Below are 17,906 nucleotides of genomic sequence, written 5' to 3' on the forward strand. Positions count from 1 at the left end.
CACTTCTGCAGCAACACCAACGGGGCCTGACGCCCCGTTTGTTTTTGGCGATCGCGACAACAGCGGGTGTGCCGGCGACTACTGTGCGTAACGCTTGCTGCGCAGGTTCTTCTTGATCTCCTGCAGCATGGGGCGAAGGTTTTCGCCCAGGCGCAGCGCCACGCCGGTCGTCAGGATGTCCACCACGATCAGGTGCAGCAGGCGCGACACCATCGGGCTGTAGCGGTCGTAGTCCTCCGGGTGGTCCACCGCCAGCAGCACCTGGCCGGGCAACTGCCCCATCTGTGCCAGCGGTGAGCCGCTGGCGGTGATGATGATGGTGGTGGCGCCCTTCTTGCGCGCGATCTCCGCGGCGTCCATCAAGTCGCGGCTGCGGCCGGAGTTGGAGATGACTACCGCGCAATCGCCAGCGCCCAGCATGGTGGCGCTCATCAGCTGAATGTGGCCGTCACTGCAGGCGAAGGTGTTCACGCCCAGGCGAAAGAACTTGTGCTGGGCATCCATGGCGACGATGCCGGAATTGCCCACGCCGTAGAACTCGATGCGCTTTTGCTGCCTGCCGGCTTCGGAGAGCGCGCCAATGGCCCGGTCGAAGGCATGGCTGGCGGCATCGTTGCGGTAGTGCAGCAGTGCGGCAACGGCGTTGTCGACCACCTTCACGATCAGATCGCCGGGCTTGTCGTCCTCGTCCACCGCGCGGTGCACAAAGGGCACGCCTTCGTTGACGCTGCCCGCCAGCTTCAGCTTGAAGTCGGCCAGGCCGTCATACCCCACGCTGCGGCAAAAGCGCACCACTGTCGGTTTGCTCACATGCGAGCGGTCCGCCAACTCGCTGACGGGCAGGCTGGCGAAAGCGCGCGGATCGGCGAGCAGCAGTTTGGCCACCCGCTGTTCGGCGGGCGGCAAGGCCGGCAGTGCGGCCTTGATACGTTCCAGCATGCTCATGTCAGGCGCTCCTGAGGCGCCCGTGGGCGAAGAGGCCCATGCGGGTGAGGGCTCAGCACTCTTCGATCCAGGAATGCCCGTCACGCGCCACCAGTGCGCTGGCGGCCGGCGGCCCCCAGGTGCCCGCCACATAGGTGCGCGGCCCGGTGCTGTCGCTTTTCCAGTAGTTCAGGATGGGCTCCACCCATTTCCAGGCCTGCTCCTGCTCGTCGCTGCGGACAAAGAGGTTCAGTCGTCCGGCGATGGCGTCCAGCAGCAGGCGCTCATAGGCACCCACCCGGTTGGTGGCGAAGGCCTTGTCGAAGTCCAGGTCCAGGGACACCGGGCTCAGCGGCTCGGAGCTGGATCCGCCCTTGGCGGCCATCAGTTGCAGCTCCAGGCCATCTTCCGGCTGCAGCTTGATGATCAGGCGGTTGGGGCAGCTGCCCCCCGGGAAGATCGGGTGCGGTACCGGGCGAAAGTTGATGACGATCTGGGCGTCCCGCGCCGCGAGCCGCTTGCCGGTGCGCAGGTAGAAGGGCACGCCGGCCCAGCGCCAGTTCTGCACTTCGGTGCGCAGCGCAACAAAGGTCTCGGTGTGGCTGCCTGCCGGTACCTTGGATTCGTCCAGGTAGCCCGGCACCTGCTTGCCTTCGGACGTGCCGGCGCGGTACTGGCCACGCACCACGTCGCGCGCCACCGTCTCGGGCGTGAACGGCTTGAGTGAGCGCAGCACCTTGAGCTTCTCGTCGCGGATGGCGTCGGCGTCGTTGCTGGAGGGGGCCTCCATCGCAATCATGGTCAGCAGTTGCAGCGCATGGTTCTGGATCATGTCGCGCAACGCACCGGTGCCGTCGTAGAACGGGCCGCGGGTGCCCACGCCCAGCGATTCCGCCAGCGTGATCTGGATGTTGGCGATGCTGTCCCGGCGCCACAGCGGTTCGAACAGGGCGTTGCCGAAGCGCAGCGCCATCAGGTTCTGTACCGAGGGCTTGCCCAGATAGTGGTCGATGCGGAAGGCCTGCGTCTCATCGAAGACACTGCGCACGACGCGGTTGATCTGCTGCGCGCTGGCCAGGTCATGACCCAGGGGCTTTTCCAGCACCACGCGGACTTTCGGGCCGTTCAGGCCGGCGGCACCGAGTTGCTCGCAGATCTGGGTAAAGAGATGAGGGCTGGTGGCCAGGTACAGGACCACGGTATCGGCGTTGCGCTCACCCAGCCATTCCTTGAGGCGCTGGTAGTGGTCCGGCTGGGACAGATCCATGCGGCGGTAGTGCACCAGGGCCGCAAAACGCTCGAATTCCTCGTCCGAGGGGCGCTTGCCTTCGTCCACTTCCCGGAAGCGTTCTTTCAGCCATTCGCGATAACGCTCGTCCGGCATTTCGTCCCGGGCCACGGCCAGGATGCGGCCGTTCTCAGGCAGCTTGCCGTGCCGGAAGGCCTGAAACAGCGCTGGCATGAGCTTTCGCCAGGTCAGGTCACCAGTGCCACCAAAAAGGACGAGATCGAAGGACATGTGCGCGGCGCCCCTGCGAGGGAGCGCGGAAGTTGGCTGACGTCTTGATGTAACGAAGTTACCGGATTTATGATGCCGCAGTTTCTTCGGACGGTCAATCCGCCTCACGGTGCGCCCAGGAGCATTCGGGTGCACCCATGAAGGGGATCGGTGGGCGTCCGGGGAAGCGCGCCAGTCCGGTTCTAATAGGGGCTGTCGGGCTGTTGCCCACGCCCCTCAGGGCAAGGCTCATGCCCCGCCCTTGTTCCGGACTCAACCCACCGATTGTGACCGCCCTGGCGCGTCCCCCCACTATGAACCAGCTCGAACAACTGAAGGCCTACACCACCGTGGTGGCCGACACTGGCAACTTCAAGCAACTGGCGCAGTTCACCCCGCGCGATGCGACCACCAACCCGTCGTTGATCCTGAAGGCGGTGCAGTCGCCCGACTATGCGCACCTGCTGGAGGACTCGGTCGCCGCCAACAAGACCGAAACGCTGGACCTGATTGTGGACAAGGTGCTGGTGGCCTTCGGCCTGGAAATCCTGAAGGTCGTGCCCGGCCGGGTCTCCACCGAAGTGGATGCGCGCCTGAGCTTCGACACCGTGGCCACGCTGGCACGTGCGCGCCGCATCATGGCGCTGTATGAGGCCGCAGGCATCGGCCGTGACCGTGTGCTGATCAAGATCGCGGCCACCTGGGAAGGCATCCAGGCGGCCCGCGAACTGGAACGCGAAGGCATCCATTGCAACCTGACCCTGCTGTTTGCCTTCTGCCAGGCGGTGGCCTGTGGCGAGAACGGCATCCAGCTGATCTCCCCCTTTGTGGGCCGCATCTATGACTGGTACAAGAAGTCTGCCGGCAGCCAGTGGGATGAAGCGGCCCGTGCCGGCGTGAACGACCCCGGCGTCCAGTCGGTTGCAGCCATCTACAACTATTTCAAGAAGCAGGGCATCGCGACCGAGGTCATGGGCGCGAGCTTCCGTAATATCGGTCAGATCCAGGCGCTGTCCGGCTGTGACCTGCTCACCATCAGCCCCGACCTGCTGGCCCAGCTCCAGTCCCATGAAGCACCGCTGGGCAAGGCGCTTGACGCTGACGCTGCCAAGGCCCTGGATTTGCCCAAGGTCTCGTTCAACGAAGCGGCCTTCCGCTTTGCCCTCAACCAGGACGCCATGGCCACCGAAAAACTGGCCGAAGGCATCCGCCAGTTTGCCGCTGATGCCGGCAAGCTGGACCAGATGATCGAAAGCCTGCGATGAGCCTGTTCCCGCGTTGCGACAGCAGCCCCCATTGGGCCGCCCTTCACAACCACTTCCAGCAATCCGGCGCCGCCTTCGATGTGCGCCAGGCCTTTGAGGCCGAGCCGGACCGGTTCCAGCGCCTGTCGCTGCAGGCACCCGAGGTGTTTGCCGACCTGTCCAAGAACCGCATCGACGCCAGGACGCTTGAATTGCTGCTCGGCCTGGCGGCGGACGTGAAACTGGAGGCGCAACGCGAGGCGCTTTTCAACGGCGATCCCATCAACCACACCGAAGGCCGCGCGGTGCTGCACGCCGCCCTGCGCGCGCCCGCGGGCCAGGCGCCTTTCAGCGATGAGGTTCAGGCCTCGCTGGCGCGCATGCTGGCCTTCGCGGCGCAGGTGCGAGACCAGGCCCGCAGTGGCATCACCGATGTGGTGCACATCGGTATCGGCGGCTCGGACCTGGGGCCGGCCATGGTGGTGCAGGCCCTGCAGGCCTATGTGCCCGCCACGCTCAAGCTGCACTTCGTCTCCAATGTGGACGGGCATGACCTGGCCCCGGTGCTGCGTGGCCTGAACGCAGCGACGACGCAGTTCATCATCGCCTCCAAGACCTTCACCACCCAGGAAACGCTGGCGAATGCCCAGGCTGCCAAGGCCTGGTTCCTGCAGCAGGGCGGCACCGATATCGCCCGCCACTTCGCTGCGACCACCAGCAATGCCAAGGCCGCGGCCGAGTTCGGTATCGAGACCACCTTCGGCTTCTGGGACTGGGTGGGTGGCCGGTATTCGCTGTGGTCGGTGATCGGCCTGCCCATCGCCATCGCGGTGGGCCCGGACAACTTCAAGGCGCTGCTGTCCGGCGCCCACGCCATGGACGAGCACTTCCGCCAGGCGCCCCTGGCGGCCAACCTGCCGGTGCTGCTGGGCCTGCTGGACGTCTGGTATCGCAACTTCCATGGCTTCACCAGCCGCTCGGTGGCGCCGTATCACCAGGGCTTGCGCCGCCTGCCGGCCTATCTCCAGCAACTGGAGATGGAAAGCAACGGCAAGGGGGTGGACCGGGACGGCCAGGCGCTGAGCTACGGCACCAGCCCGGTGGTTTGGGGCGAGGCGGGTACCAATGGCCAGCATGCCTACTTCCAGATGCTGCACCAGGGCACCGACGTGATCCCGGTGGAGTTCATCGCGGTGAAACAGCCGCAATTCGGTGACCATGTGGCTGGTGAGCTGCTGACCCGGCTGCAGGACCAGCACACCAAGCTGCTGGCCAACTGCCTGGCCCAGTCGCAGGCCCTGATGCAGGGCAAGACGGCGGAGGCTGCGCGCGCGGAATCCGCCCCGACGGCTTCCCGCGATCTGGCCCCCGACGTGCTGGCCCGCCACCGCAGCTTCCCGGGCAACCGGCCCAGCACGACGCTGATGCTGGACGCCCTGACCCCCGCCTCGTTGGGCGCGCTGATCGCGCTGTATGAGCACCGGGTGTTCGTCAGCGGTGCCGTCTGGAACATCAACAGCTTCGACCAATGGGGTGTGGAGCTGGGCAAGGCCTTGTGCAGCAGCCTGCTGCCACGCCTGACCAGTGGCGACACCACGGGTTTGGACGCATCGACGGCGGGCCTGCTGGGTCGCCTGCGGAGTTAATGCATGAGCAAGGCGATGAAGATCGTTTTTGATTTCGGCGGTGTTCTGTTCCGCTGGCACCCGCCCAGCTTCCTGGCTCGGGTATGGCCGCACCGCGTGGCCGACGAAACGGTGGGCGCCGAAGTGGCCAAGGAATTCTTCCAGACTTACACCGGGGATTGGGGCGCTTTCGACCAGGGGCTGGCCGATGCCAGCACCACCGCAGACCGCATCGCGGCGCGAACCGGCTGGACACGGGAAGAGATCGTGGCCGTGATGGACGCTGTGCCGCAGGAGCTGCAACTGATTGAGGGCACGGCTGCCCTGATCCAGGAGCTCAAGCAGGCCGGCCACAGCTTGCACTTCCTCTCCAACATGCCCGAACCGTACGCGGACCATCTGGAGAGCAGCCACCCGTTGCACGACTGGTTCGTGTCGGGCATCTTTTCCGGACGGGTCAAGCAGTCCAAGCCGCACCAGCCGATCTTTGATCTGGCGCTGGCGCATTTCGAGGCAAAGCCGGACGAGGTCCTGTTCCTGGACGATCTTCCGGCCAACATCGAAGCCGCCACCGCCCTGGGCTGGCAGGCATGGCTGTACACGACGCCGGAGGCGGCGCGCGTGGAACTGGTGCGGCGGGGGCTGCTGCCGGCCTGAGCGGCCTGAGTCCGGGTCTCAGTGTTCGGCGTCGTTCTCGTTTTCCGTGGTCGGCGGCGCGGCCACGCGGAAAGACTCGTCCGCCCAATGGCCGAGGTCGATCTGCCGGCAACGTTCGCCGCAGAACGGGCGCCAGAGATTGCTGGGTTCGAAGATGCTGTCCCCGCCACAGGTGGGGCAGGGCACGATGCGTGGGCGGGCGACAGCAGAGGTGGAAGAAGACGGCTTGCTGGTCATGACTACGTGAAGGTGCTGGGACAGAGGACGGCCGACGCCGGGTCACTCAGGCGCACAGCGTCAGTTCAAATGTGGCGTCCACAGGGGCAGGTTTCAAGCGGCCTTCCTCATCCTGGCGCATCAGCCGGATGGAAACCATCAACCGGTGGCCGCTGATTTCGGGCACCAGGCCCAGGCTGGGGTCGATACGCATGCGCAGCAGCTGGAAACTACGGCCTTGCGGCAGGCTCTGCTGATATTGGCCACCATGGGCCGCCACCTTGTGCGGCGAGCCGCTGTCCCGCAGCAGGCCCAGCAGCACGTTCAGCGCCTCGGCCAGCGGCATCAGGGTCTGGGCCCACTGCATCAGGTCGTTACGGCGCCTGGCGGGCAGGTACTGCTGCCAGGTGTAATACCCGGGCAGGTCGAACTCGCAGGTGCCGCCCGGGATCGAAATCCGGCTGCGGATGCTCATCAGCCACTCATTGGTGGTCAAGGTCTGGCCCGCCTTGCCGGGCAACTGGTTGAGCTTGTCAAACGCATGATCGATGCGCCCGACCACTTCATCCAGCACCGATTCGGCGATGGCGGGATTGCCTCGGTAGCTGTTGAGCTGGGAGCGATGGCGCTCCAGTTCCTTGAGCAGATCGGCTTTCAGGTCGGCGCGGGACGCCACATCCATCACTTCGAAGATGGTGGCGAGCGCGTAGTGGTGGTCGAGCGCAGTGTCACGCGCGACCAGTTGACCCAATCGATCGAACAGATGCTCCAGCCTGAGCATCGTGCGAATGCTCTCGTTGAACGGGTATTCGTAGAGGATCAAGTCGACCATCCTGTTACGGCAAGGGGCCATTGTTCCACAGGCCAGACAGGGACCACCCCGACAGGTAAGGGGTGGTCAGAACAGGGGACTTGTCAGCAGGGAGGCAACTGCCTGATGCAATTGATCCAGGGAGATGCCGTCGTTATAGATCACGGCATCTGCTGCGGCGCGGCGCTGGGCACGGGTGGCCTGCTGAGCCACGATGGCGCGTACGGCCGCCTCGGTGAGTTGAGACCGCTGCACCACGCGGGAGATCTGGGTGGCTTCCTCGCAATCCACCACCACCACCCGCTGCACGCGCTGGCGCCAGCGGCCGGACTCCACCAATAGCGGCACGTCGAAGACGATCCACTGGCCAGGGCTCGCGGCCTGGGCCTGGTGCTCGGTTTCTTCGCTGATCAGCGGGTGCAGGATGGCTTCCAGGGCCCGCTTGGCGCCGGGATCCTGGAAGGCCAGTTCGCGCATGGTGGCCCGGTCCAGCGCGCCGTCCGGGGCGACGAAACGAGAGCCGAACTGCTGGGCGATGGCCGGCATGGCCGCGCCGCCCGGGAGCGTAAGCGCGCGGGAAATGGCATCGGTGTCCACCAGATGGACCCCGCCCAGCGTGACCATGGCCCGGGCGACGGTGCTTTTGCCGCTTCCGATGCCGCCGGTCAAGCCGATGCGCATGGTGGGGCCTGTCAGCCGCCCCAGCCCAGCCAGGCCATGACCTGCTGTTTGCCGATGAGCAGCACGGCCAGACCTCCGCCGGCCAGGAAGGGGCCGAAGGGCACATAACGGCCTTCGCGAAGGCCGCCGGAAAACTTCAGGCCCAGGCCCACGAGGGCGCCGATGAGCGAGGCGATCAGGGCAATGGGCAGGATCATCTGCCAGCCCAGCCAGGCGCCGAGGCCGGCCAGCAGCTTGAAGTCGCCGTAGCCCATGCCTTCCTTGCCGGTCACCAGCTTGAACACCCAGTAGACCGACCAGAGGGACAGGTAGCCCGCCAGGACGCCGCCGAGCGACTCCGTCAGTGAAACCGGCAGCATGCCGGCACCTGCAGCCACCAGCCCGGCCCAGAGCAGGGGTTGGGTGATGCTGTCCGGCAAGAAGGTGGTGTCCCAGTCGATGCCCGCCAGCGCCACCAGGGCGGCGGCAAAGCCGCAATACAGCAGGGTTGCGGCCTGCGGGCCGAAGTGCCAGCCAATGGCAGCGAACAGCAGGCCGGTGAGCAGTTCCACGCCCGGGTAACGAGCGGAGATCGGTGCCTTGCAGGATGCGCAGCGGCCGCGCAGACGGAGCCAACCCAGCAGTGGCAGGTTTTCATGCCATCGCAACTGGTGGCCGCAGTGCGGGCAGCGCGAGCGCGGTGTGACCAGGCCCAGCGGCGGCAGGGCTTCCAGGGCCTGGCGCACCGGCAGCACGCTGGCGGCTACCGCCTGCGCCTGCGCGGGCGTCAGCTTCAGCGCCTGCTCAAGGTCCTCAGACGAGGACAGCTGGTTTTCACAGTCGGCCAGCCACTGACGCTGCATCATCACCGGCAAGCGATAGATGACCACGTTGAGGAAGCTGCCGACACACAGGCCGAGCAGCCCCAGATACCACGGCGACAGCAGCAGTTCTAAAACTTCCCGGTCCAGCAATCAGACCACCGCGCCGAGCTTGAAGATGGGCAGGTACATGGCAACAACGATGCCGCCGATCAACACGCCCAGGAACACGATGATCAATGGCTCCATCAGGCTGGACAGGGCCTTCACGGCTTCATCCACTTCGTCTTCATAGAAGTCGGCGGCCTTGCCCAGCATGTGGTCCAGCGAACCGGACTCTTCACCAATGGACGACATCTGGAGCACCATCACCGGGAACAAGCCGGTGGTCTGCATGGAGTTGGTCAGCGAGGCGCCCGTGGAGACGTCACGCTGGATCTTTTCGGTACCTTCCACAAAGACCGCGTTGCCGGAGGCGCCGCCCACGGAGTCCAGGGCTTCCACCAGCGGAACACCGGCGGCGAACATGGTCGCCAGCGTGCGGGTCCAGCGGGCGATAACCGACTTGTAGATCAGATCGCCAAAGATGGGCACCTTCAGAAGCAGGCGGTCCATGACCTTCTGCATGCGCACCGAGCGCTTCCAGCTCTGGAAGAAGAAGTACAGGCCGCCACCGACGGCGCTGAAGATCAGCCACCAGTAACTGACGAAGATGTCGGACAGCCAGATGACGAACAGCGTCGGCGCAGGCAGATCCGCACCGAAGCTCTTGAACACGTCCCGGAAAGTCGGGACGACGAAGATCATGATGATGGCGGTCACCACAAAGGCGGCCACCAGCACGGCGATGGGATAGGTGAGGGCAGACTTGATCTTCTGCTTCAGGGCCACCGTCTTTTCCTGGTAGATGGCCAGGCGGTCCAGCAAGGCTTCCAGAATACCGCCCGACTCACCGGCTTCCACCAGGTTGCAGTACAACGCGTCGAAGTGGAGCGGGTGCTTGCGGAAGGCGACCGAGAGGCTGGTGCCGGTCTCGACGTCCTGACGGATGTCGGTCAGCAGCTTGGTCAGGCGCGGATTGGTGCTGCCTCGGGCGACGATGTCGAAGGCCTGCAGCAGCGGCACGCCAGCGCGCATCATGGTGGCGAGCTGGCGGGTGAAGATGGCGATATCCCGCTGCTTGATGGACTTGCCACCCCCGGTCCGGCGCTTCTTGACCTTGGTGACCATGACGCCCTGGCGGCGCAGCGAGGCGCTGACCACGGCTTCACCGCCCGCACGCATTTCACCGCGAACGATCTTGCCGTTGCGGTCCTTGCCTTCCCACTCGAAGATAAATTCCTTGATGCCCTGCTTTGCGCGGGCACCCGCGGTGGTCGTCGCCATATCACCTCCAGCCGTCGCGCCAAGCGAACGGCGCTCCCAATCAGTTGTTTAGTTCCCAGGTGTGCTGGTCGTGGAGCCGCGTGTGCCGGCTCCCCCATTATTCATTGGTCGCCGCCAGCACCTCTTCGAGTGTGGTGACACCCAGGCGGACCTTCACCAGCCCGAACTGTCGCAGATCCCGCACGCCGTCGGCACGGGATTGGTCCGCGATGTCCAGGGCGGTTCCCTCTGCCAGGATGATGCGTTGAATCGCTTCACTAATGGGCATCACTTGGTAAACACCGACGCGACCCCGATAACCATTGTTGCAATTGGAGCAACCGACGGCACGGTAGGGTTTCCACGAGCCATCCAGGTCGGTCTCGACATAACCGGCGCGCAGCAAGGCCTCGCGGGGGTAGTCCGCCGGGGCCTTGCAGCTTTCGCACAGGCGCCGCACCAGGCGCTGGGCGGTGATCAGCAGCACGCTGGACGCGATGTTGAACGGCGCCACGCCCATGTTGAGCAGACGGGTCAGCGTCTTGGGGGCGTCGTTCGTGTGCAACGTGGACATCACCATGTGGCCGGTCTGAGCGGCCTTGATGGCGATGTCGGCGGTTTCCAGGTCCCGGATTTCACCCACCATGATGATGTCCGGATCCTGACGGAGGAAGGACTTCAGGGCGGCGGAGAAGGTCAGGCCCGCCTTGTCGTTGACGTTGACCTGGTTGATGCCCGGCAAGTTGATTTCCGCCGGGTCTTCCACCGTCGAGATGTTGGTACCCGGCTGGTTCAGGATGTTCAGGCAGGTGTAGAGCGACACCGTCTTGCCGGAACCTGTCGGGCCGGTGACCAGGATCATGCCGTAGGGGCGCTGGATGCACTCCAGCAGCCGCTCCTTCTCGATCTTCTCGTAGCCCAGCGCATCAATGCCGAGCTTGGCCGAGGACGGATCAAGAATACGGATCACGATCTTCTCGCCGAAGAGCGTGGGCAGGGTGGAAACCCGGAAGTCGATCGCCTTGGCGCCGAACTTCAGCTTCATCCGCCCGTCCTGCGGCACCCGGCGCTCGGAAATGTCCATGCGCGAGATGACCTTGATGCGGGAGGCGAGTTTTTCCTTGATCGCGATGGGCGGCTGGGTGATTTCACGCAGCTCGCCGTCCACCCGGAAGCGGACCCGGTAGTGGTATTCGTAGGGCTCGAAGTGCAAGTCCGACGCCCGCATGTTGATGGCGTCCACCAGCATCTTCTGCAGGAAGCGTACGACCGGGGCGTCTTCGACATCCCCAACGTCCTGGGCTTCTTCCTGGGGCGGGGTGTCTTCCTCGGCGATGTCGAAGTCGAAGTCGTCGCCCGCGATCGCTTCGAGCTGCTCCGACGTGCTGCCGCCGGCATTGGCGCCCAGCAACTTGGACAGCTTGTCATGCTCGACGATGATCCATTCGGGCGTCAGCTGGGTGGCGAACTTGATGCGTTCGACGACTTCCTGGTCGGTGGGGTCGGCCCCGCCGATGAACAGCCGGTTGCCACGCCGGGCCAGCACCACGACCTGGTGCTGCGCCGCCAGCTTGGCGTCGATGATGTTCTGGGGCAGCTTGTGCGAATCGACCGCGCTCAGGTCGAGCAGCGGCATGGCCAGCGCGTGGGCCAGGGTGTGGGCCAGGTCGGAGGGCGTGACCGTGCCCGCCGCCATGACGGCATTAACGAAGCTGGTCTTTTTCTCCCGCGCCAGGCGGACCAGATCCTCAGCCGCTTTGGGCTGAAGCTTGCCAGCGTGCACGAGCACGCGGGCGACGCCCGAAAGGGCGGACTGAGGTGGTTCGGCCAGTGTGGTGTCCATCGCCTCTCACTTTACCCCCTTGTGCCGGGGCGTGACGCGCCTCGGCACAGGGTGTTTCACGGAAGTCTGGAGCTTCGTGCAATTTCGTCCTTTCCCGAGGGGATCGGACCACTCCGCATCCGGTGATCAGTGAAGAAATACCTGGCTCCGTGCAGTTCGGTCAAGGTAACCAACTGTGAGAGGCGTGGTTTGGCCGCATCGAAGCTCAGGAATCGTTGGTCTTGGCGCCGGCCGCTGCGGGCCAGCCCCCACCCCCCAGCACCTTGTACAGGGTGACCCGGTTGGTCTGGTCCAGCAGCCGCAGCGTCACCAGCGTCTGGCGGGCCGAGAACAGCGAGCGCTGGGCATCCAGCACGGTCAGGTAGCTGTCCGCTCCATTCTTGAAGCGCGCGTCGGCCAGCGTGAAAGCCTCCTGATAGGCATCCACCAGCGCTTGCTGGGACGCCAGCCGCTCGGCCAGGGTGCTGCGCACGGCCAGGGCATCCGCCACTTCGCTGAAGGCGGTCTGCACCGTCTTTTCATAGGTGGCCAGCTGGATGTCGCGCGCCGCCTTGGCCGAGTCCAGGCTGGCGCGGCTACTGCCGCCGTCGAAGATGGGCAGGCTGATGGACGGAATGAAGCTCCAGGCGCCGCCCTTGAACAGGTCGGACAGCGCGGTGCTGGCCGTGCCCGCCGTGGCGGTCAGGCTGATGGTGGGAAACAGGGCCGCCCGTGCGGCGCCGATGTTGGCGTTGGCCGCGATCAGCAGATGTTCCGCCGCCAGCACGTCCGGGCGCCGCTGCAGGACCGAGGAGGGCAGGCCGTCTGGCGGCATGCTCAGCTGGGTGGCGGCGTCGGTCGTCATGGCCGCCGGCAGCAGTCCGGTGGGCACGGCGGCGCCGACGAGCAAGGCCAGGGCATTGCGGTCCTGCTTCACCTGGGCGGTATAGCTGGCCACGCTGTTGCGGGCCGATTCCACCGTGGTGCGGGCCTGGGCCGTGGTCAGAGCCGAAGCGCCGCCCAGCCGCTGGCTCTGCTGCGTGCGTTCGTAGCTGTCCTGCTGGGACACCAGCGTCTGCTGCGCCAGCGCCAACTGGGCCTGATCGGCCGACAGCGTCAGCCAGGCGGTGGCCACTTCGGCGATCAGGCTCAGGCGGGTGCTGCGCTGCGCCTCCTCGGTGTTCAGGTAGCTCTGCAGCGCCGCATCCTTCAGGTTGCGCACGCGCCCGAACAGATCCAGTTCATAAGAGGTCAGGCCGACCTCCGCGCCGTACTGCCGGGAGAGGCTGGCCTGACCGCCGTTGGCCTGCGCCGGCGTGCGCTTGACGGTGTCCGTCGCGCTGGCATTGAGCGTTGGCAGCTGGGCCGCTTCCTGGATACGGTAGGTGGCCCGTGCCTGCTCGATGTTGAGCGTGGCAATGCGCAGGTCCCGGTTGTTGGCCAGGGCCAGGTCGATGACCTTGCGCAACTGTGGGTCCGAGATGACCGAGGTCCAGTCTGTGGCCGGGACCATCGCCTTGCCGGCATCGGTGGCCGGGGCGGTTCCTGACGGGGTCGAGGCCGCCGCATCGGGCCAACTCGACGGGATGGGCGCTGCCGGGGTGGAATAGGCAGGCGCCAGTTGGGCGCAGGCGCTCAGGGTCAGGATGGCGGCCATGGCGGTCGCCAGGGTGACCGCGCGTGCCACGGTGGCGATGGGGGTGAGCCGAAAGGTCGGGAAGGTCATGCTTGGTTCTCCACCACGTCGGGTTGGCCAGCGCTCATGGCGGGCGTGCCGGTGGTTGTGGAATCGGAAGACGAGCGGGCGTTGCGCTTGCGCTCCACGAGGCGGCGAACCACCACGTAGAACACCGGCACGAACAGCACCCCCAGCACGGTGGCGCTCAGCATGCCGCCGAGCACACCGGTGCCAATGGCACGGCGGCTGCCGGCGCCCGCACCCGTGGCGATGGCCAGGGGCAGGACGCCCAGCATGAAGGCCAGCGAGGTCATCAGGATGGGGCGCAGCCGCAGGCGGACGGCTTTCAACGCGGCGTCGAAGGCGGTGGCACCCTGCTCCTGGAGTTGCTTGGCGAACTCCACGATCAGGATCGCGTTCTTCGCCGCGAGCCCCACCGTGGTGAGCAGGCCCACCTGGAAGTACACGTCGTTCTCCAGCCCCATCAGCCCGGTCAGGGCGACGGCGCCGATCACACCCAGCGGCACCACCAGCATGACCGAGAAGGGCACCGACCAGCTTTCATACAAGGCAGCCAGGCACAGGAAGACGAACAGCACCGAGACGGCATACAGGATGGGCGCCTGCGAGCCCGACAGGCGTTCCTGGTAGGACTGGCCTGCCCATTCGATGCCAATGCCTGCCGGCAACTGCTTGACCAGGTCTTCCACAGCTGTCATGGCCGTGCCGGAGCTCACGCCCGCAGCAGCCTCGCCGACGATCTCATAGGACGAGAACCCGTTGTAGCGCTCCAGCTTGGGGGCACCGAAGGTCCAGTTGATGGAGGTGAAGGCGGAGAAGGGCACCATGGCGTTGTCGCCATTGCGCACGAACCAGCGCAGGATGCTGTCGGGGGCCATGCGGTAGGCGGCGTCGCCCTGCACGTACACCTTCTTCACACGCCCCTTGTCCAGAAAGTCGTTCACGTAGCTGCCGCCCAGGGCGGTGGCCAGCGTGGTGTTGACATCCGCCGTGGCGACCCCCAGGGCACCGGCCTTGGCGTCGTCAATGGTGATGCCGAGCTGCGGCGCGTCCTCCAGGCCGCTGATGCGCACCTGCGACAGCGCCGGGTTCTGGCGGGCCAGTTGCAGGAACTTGTCGCGGGCGGCGACCAACTGGTCGTGCCCAAGACCACCACGGTCCTGCAGCTCGAAGGTGAAGCCGGCGCTGGAACCGAGGCCGCGCACCGGCGGCGGCTGCATGATGAAGACCCGGGCGTCCCGCAGGCTGGCCAACTCGCGGTTGGCGCGGCGGGCGATCTCGGCGGCGCTCTGGCCGGCGGCCTTGCGCTCGTCCCAGGGCTTGAGCTTGATGAACAGGCGGCCGCTGGCCTGGTCACCACCGATGCCGGTGATCACCGTGTAGCCGGCGATGTCCGGCTGCTGGGCCAGCCATTGTTCGGTGGCCTTGAGCGACGCCATCAGGCGTTCATCGGTGGCACCGGAGGGCAGGCGAACTTCGCCCATCAGCACGCCCTGGTCTTCATCGGGGAGGAAGGAGGTGGGCAGCCGGTGGTAGAGCACGGCCATGGCAGCCACCAGCGCCAGGTAGACCAGCATCACGCGGCCGCTGCGGCGCAGCATGCGGCCCACCACGGACTGGGTGCCTTCGCTGCTGCGGTCGAAGCCGCGGTTGAAGGCGCCATAGAAGCGGCCCAGCAGGCCGGGACGGCCCGGCCGGCCGGCTTCACCGTGACCGGCCGGCTTGAGCAGCGTGGCGCACAGGGCGGGCGTGAGGCTCATGGCCACCGCCACCGACAACAGCATGGCCGAGACCACGGCGATCGAGAACTGGCGATAGATCACGCCCGTGGAGCCGCCGAAGAACGCCATGGGGATGAACACCGCCGACAGCACCAGGGCGATGCCCACCAGCGCGCCGGTGATCTCACCCATGGACTTGCGGGTGGCTTCCTTCGCGGACAGCCCCTCCTCGTGCATCACACGCTCGACGTTCTCCACCACCACGATGGCGTCGTCCACCAGCAGGCCGATGGCCAGCACCATGCCGAACATCGTCAGGCTGTTGATCGAGTAGCCGAAGACCGACAGCACACCGAAGCTGCCCAGCAGCACCACCGGCACGGCGATGGCCGGGATCAGCGTGGCGCGCCAGTTCTGCAGGAACAGCAACATCACGGCCACCACAAGTGCCATGGCTTCCACCAGGGTGATCACCACCTCCTCGATGGAGATCTTCACGAAGGGTGTGGTGTCGTAGGCGGTGACGACCTGCAGGTGGTAGGGGAAGGACGGTTGCAGTTCGGCCAGCTTGGCATTCACCAGGTTGGCCACGCCGATGGCGTTGGCACCGGTGGCGAGCTTGATGCCCATGCCGGCGGCCGGCCGGCCTTCATAACGGGAGGAGATGGTGTAGCTCTCGCCGCCCATCTCGATGCGGGCGACGTCGGAAAGCTTCACGCGGCTGCCGTCGGTGGCGGTCTTCAGCAGGATGTCCTGGAACTGCTCCACGGTCTGCAGCTTGCTGCGGGCCGTGATGGTGACGTTGAGCTGCTGGCCGGTGATGGCCGGCAGGCCGGCCACCTGGCCGGCAGACACCTGGGCATTCTGCGCGGTGATGGCGGTGCTCACGTCCGAGGGCATGAGCGCATGGCTGGCCAGCTTGGCCGGGTCCAGCCAGATGCGCATGGCGTGGCCGGTACCCAGGGTCTGCACATCACCCACGCCTTCCAGGCGGCTGATGACGTCCACCAGGTTGGAGGTGATGTAGTCGCCGATGTCGATGGCGGAGGCGCTGCCGTCTGCCGAATACAGGGCGACCACCATCAGGAAGTCGGTGCCGGTCTTGGTGACGGTCACGCCTTGGCTCTGAACCGCCTGCGGCAGCTGGGCCTCCGCCTGCTGCAGCTTGTTCTGCACCTGCATCTGGGCCACGTCGGCATTGGTGCCGGCGTTGAAATTCAGGGTGATGCTGGCGGAGCCGGAGGACGAGCTGGAGGACTGCATGGAGAGCAGGCCGTCCAGCCCCTTCATCTGCTGCTCGATCACCTGGGTGACGGAGTCTTCGATGGTCTTGGCGGAAGCGCCGGGGTAGGTGGCACTGACCGTGACCTTGGGGGGCGCGATGTCCGGGTATTGCTCCAGGGGCAGGGTGGTGATAGCCAGCGCGCCGGCCAGCATCACGACGATGGCCAGCACCCAGGCGAAGACGGGACGGTCGATGAAGAATCGGGCCATGGTCGTCTCCTCAGACGGGTGCCGAGGCCGCCGTGGTGGCGGCGGCAGTGATTGCGCCGGAGGCCGGGGCGCTGGCAGAAGCTGCGGGCGCAGTAGCCGGCAGGTTGGTGGGGTGGGCCTGGACGGTGTCACCGTCCTTGACCTTCTGGCCACCTTCCACGATGACGCGGTCACCGGCCTGCAGGCCGCTGCTCAGCAGCCAGCGGTTGCCGACCACGCGGTCCAGCACGACCACGCGCTTGTGCACGCGGTTCTGCGCGTCCACGGTCAATACCGAGGTGGCGTTGCTGGTGTCGCGGGTGACGGCTTGCTGCGGCACCAGCAGGGCCTGGTCGAGCTTCACGGTCTGGAGCTGGGCGCGCACGTACATGCCGGGCAGCAGCAGGCCATCGGGGTTGTCCACCACCGCACGCAGGGTGACGGCGCCGGTGCTGGTGTTGACGGAGACACCGCGCACGCTCAGCTTGCCGGCGCGGGCGTAGGTGCTGCCGTCTTCCAGGATCAACTGCACGGCGGCGGCATCGTTGTCCGCGCGCTTGAAATGGCCGGCGGCGAGTTCACGACGCAGCTTCAACCAGTCGCTGCTGGACTGGCTGATATCCACCTGGATGGGGTCGATCTGGCGGACGGTGGTGAGTGCGGTGGTCTGCTCGGCCGTGACCAGGGCACCCGTGGTGACGCTGGACACATCGGCCAGGCCGGTGATGGGCGAGGTGACGACCGTGCGCTGCAGGTTGATGCGTGCCGTGTCCTGGGCGGCCTTGGCCGAAGCCAGGTCGGCCTCGGCCTGCTTCAGGCTGGCTTGGGCGTCCTGCTGGTCCTGTTCACTGACGGCCTGGATCTTGAGCAGCTCGGTCTGGCGCTGGGCGGTCAGCCGAGCGGACTCCAGCGTGGCTTGCGCCTTGGCGACGGCAGCCTTGGCGCTGTCAAAACTGGCTTGGTAGCTGGCGGCGTCGATCTGGTAGAGCGCCTGGCCGGCCTTGACGCGGCCGCCCTCGGTGAACTGGCGGGCCTGGATGATGCCGCCCACTTGCGGGCGGATCTCGGCGACCAGCGGGGCGGTGGTGCGGCCCGGCAGCTCGGCGCTCAGCGCAAGGGCTTCATCGCTGATGGTGTAGACGCCCACGGCCGTGGCGGCGGGCGCGCCTGGCGCCGGTGCGGCAGAGCCGCTGGCGTCATTGCAACCCGAGAGCGTGAAAGCCATCACGGAGATGGCGGCCAGCGCGAGGATCAGGGAGGTGAGGGCGGGGCGGCGGGTGACGGTTTGACGCGTCGCGGGCGCTGAGGAGCAGAGGTGCGGCAAAAGCATGACAGACGGTCCTGGAAAGTGCTGACCACCATGCTCGGGA

14 protein-coding genes are annotated in these 17,906 nt (G+C 66.2%); 3 read left to right on the top strand and 11 right to left on the bottom strand.

Annotated elements, in window-relative coordinates; all coding sequences use genetic code 11:
• Nucleotides 1-78: 78 nt before the first annotated feature.
• Both BMY53_RS20890 and zwf read right to left on the bottom strand, forming a co-directional pair.
• On the bottom strand, nt 79-939 hold the full coding sequence (locus BMY53_RS20890; protein WP_092948512.1) for a MurR/RpiR family transcriptional regulator: 861 nt from the start codon (nt 937-939) through the stop codon (nt 79-81).
• A gap of 58 nt (nt 940-997) precedes the next feature.
• Nucleotides 998-2,443: a glucose-6-phosphate dehydrogenase gene (gene zwf, locus BMY53_RS20895; protein WP_092948435.1), complete on the bottom strand. Its 1,446-nt coding sequence runs from the start codon at nt 2,441-2,443 to the stop codon at nt 998-1,000.
• 293 nt (nt 2,444-2,736) lie between these two features.
• Here zwf and tal point away from each other — a divergent pair, with 293 nt between their 5' ends.
• The 3 genes from tal to BMY53_RS20910 are packed head-to-tail and all read left to right on the top strand — an operon-like array spanning nt 2,737 to nt 5,948.
• A complete protein-coding gene (gene tal / locus BMY53_RS20900) occupies nt 2,737-3,687 on the top strand; it encodes a transaldolase (protein WP_092948436.1) in 951 nt (316 codons plus the stop codon).
• Complete coding sequence (gene pgi, locus BMY53_RS20905) at nt 3,684-5,312, top strand: glucose-6-phosphate isomerase (RefSeq protein WP_092948437.1); 1,629 nt, start codon at nt 3,684-3,686, stop codon at nt 5,310-5,312. The genes tal and pgi overlap by 4 nt, the downstream gene beginning before the upstream one ends.
• 3 nt (nt 5,313-5,315) lie before the next feature.
• The gene (locus BMY53_RS20910) at nt 5,316-5,948 is read left to right on the top strand and encodes an HAD family hydrolase (protein ID WP_092948438.1); all 633 of its coding nucleotides are present in this window, start codon (nt 5,316-5,318) and stop codon (nt 5,946-5,948) included.
• Nucleotides 5,949-5,966: 18 nt separating this feature from the next.
• Here the strand turns inward: BMY53_RS20910 and BMY53_RS20915 are convergent, their stop codons facing one another.
• From BMY53_RS20915 to BMY53_RS20955, 9 genes are all read right to left on the bottom strand, one after another.
• Complete coding sequence (locus BMY53_RS20915) at nt 5,967-6,185, bottom strand: DNA gyrase inhibitor YacG (RefSeq protein ID WP_092948439.1); 219 nt, start codon at nt 6,183-6,185, stop codon at nt 5,967-5,969.
• Nucleotides 6,186-6,231: 46 nt separating this feature from the next.
• The gene (gene zapD / locus BMY53_RS20920; protein ID WP_092948513.1) at nt 6,232-6,987 is read right to left on the bottom strand and encodes a cell division protein ZapD; all 756 of its coding nucleotides are present in this window, start codon (nt 6,985-6,987) and stop codon (nt 6,232-6,234) included.
• Nucleotides 6,988-7,062: 75 nt separating this feature from the next.
• The gene (gene coaE, locus BMY53_RS20925) at nt 7,063-7,656 is read right to left on the bottom strand and encodes a dephospho-CoA kinase (protein ID WP_092948440.1); all 594 of its coding nucleotides are present in this window, start codon (nt 7,654-7,656) and stop codon (nt 7,063-7,065) included.
• Nucleotides 7,657-7,667: 11 nt separating this feature from the next.
• Nucleotides 7,668-8,606, bottom strand: a complete 939-nt coding sequence (locus BMY53_RS20930) for a prepilin peptidase (protein WP_092948514.1) — start codon at nt 8,604-8,606, stop codon at nt 7,668-7,670.
• A gap of 3 nt (nt 8,607-8,609) precedes the next feature.
• Nucleotides 8,610-9,842: a type II secretion system F family protein gene (locus BMY53_RS20935; protein WP_092948441.1), complete on the bottom strand. Its 1,233-nt coding sequence runs from the start codon at nt 9,840-9,842 to the stop codon at nt 8,610-8,612.
• A gap of 97 nt (nt 9,843-9,939) precedes the next feature.
• Complete coding sequence (gene pilB, locus BMY53_RS20940) at nt 9,940-11,664, bottom strand: type IV-A pilus assembly ATPase PilB (protein ID WP_092948442.1); 1,725 nt, start codon at nt 11,662-11,664, stop codon at nt 9,940-9,942.
• Between the two features lie 205 nt (nt 11,665-11,869).
• Nucleotides 11,870-13,369 carry an efflux transporter outer membrane subunit gene (locus BMY53_RS20945; RefSeq protein ID WP_092948443.1) on the bottom strand — a complete coding sequence of 500 codons (1,500 nt, stop codon included), beginning with the start codon at nt 13,367-13,369 and terminating at the stop codon, nt 11,870-11,872.
• The gene (locus BMY53_RS20950; RefSeq protein ID WP_092948444.1) at nt 13,366-16,557 is read right to left on the bottom strand and encodes an efflux RND transporter permease subunit; all 3,192 of its coding nucleotides are present in this window, start codon (nt 16,555-16,557) and stop codon (nt 13,366-13,368) included. Before BMY53_RS20950 ends, BMY53_RS20945 begins: the two co-directional genes overlap by 4 nt.
• 10 nt (nt 16,558-16,567) lie before the next feature.
• On the bottom strand, nt 16,568-17,866 hold the full coding sequence (locus tag BMY53_RS20955) for an efflux RND transporter periplasmic adaptor subunit (protein WP_092948445.1): 1,299 nt from the start codon (nt 17,864-17,866) through the stop codon (nt 16,568-16,570).
• Nucleotides 17,867-17,906 lie beyond the last annotated feature (40 nt).

The organism is Roseateles sp. YR242 (genome assembly GCF_900109745.1).
In the GTDB taxonomy this organism is placed as follows: domain Bacteria; phylum Pseudomonadota; class Gammaproteobacteria; order Burkholderiales; family Burkholderiaceae_C; genus Roseateles.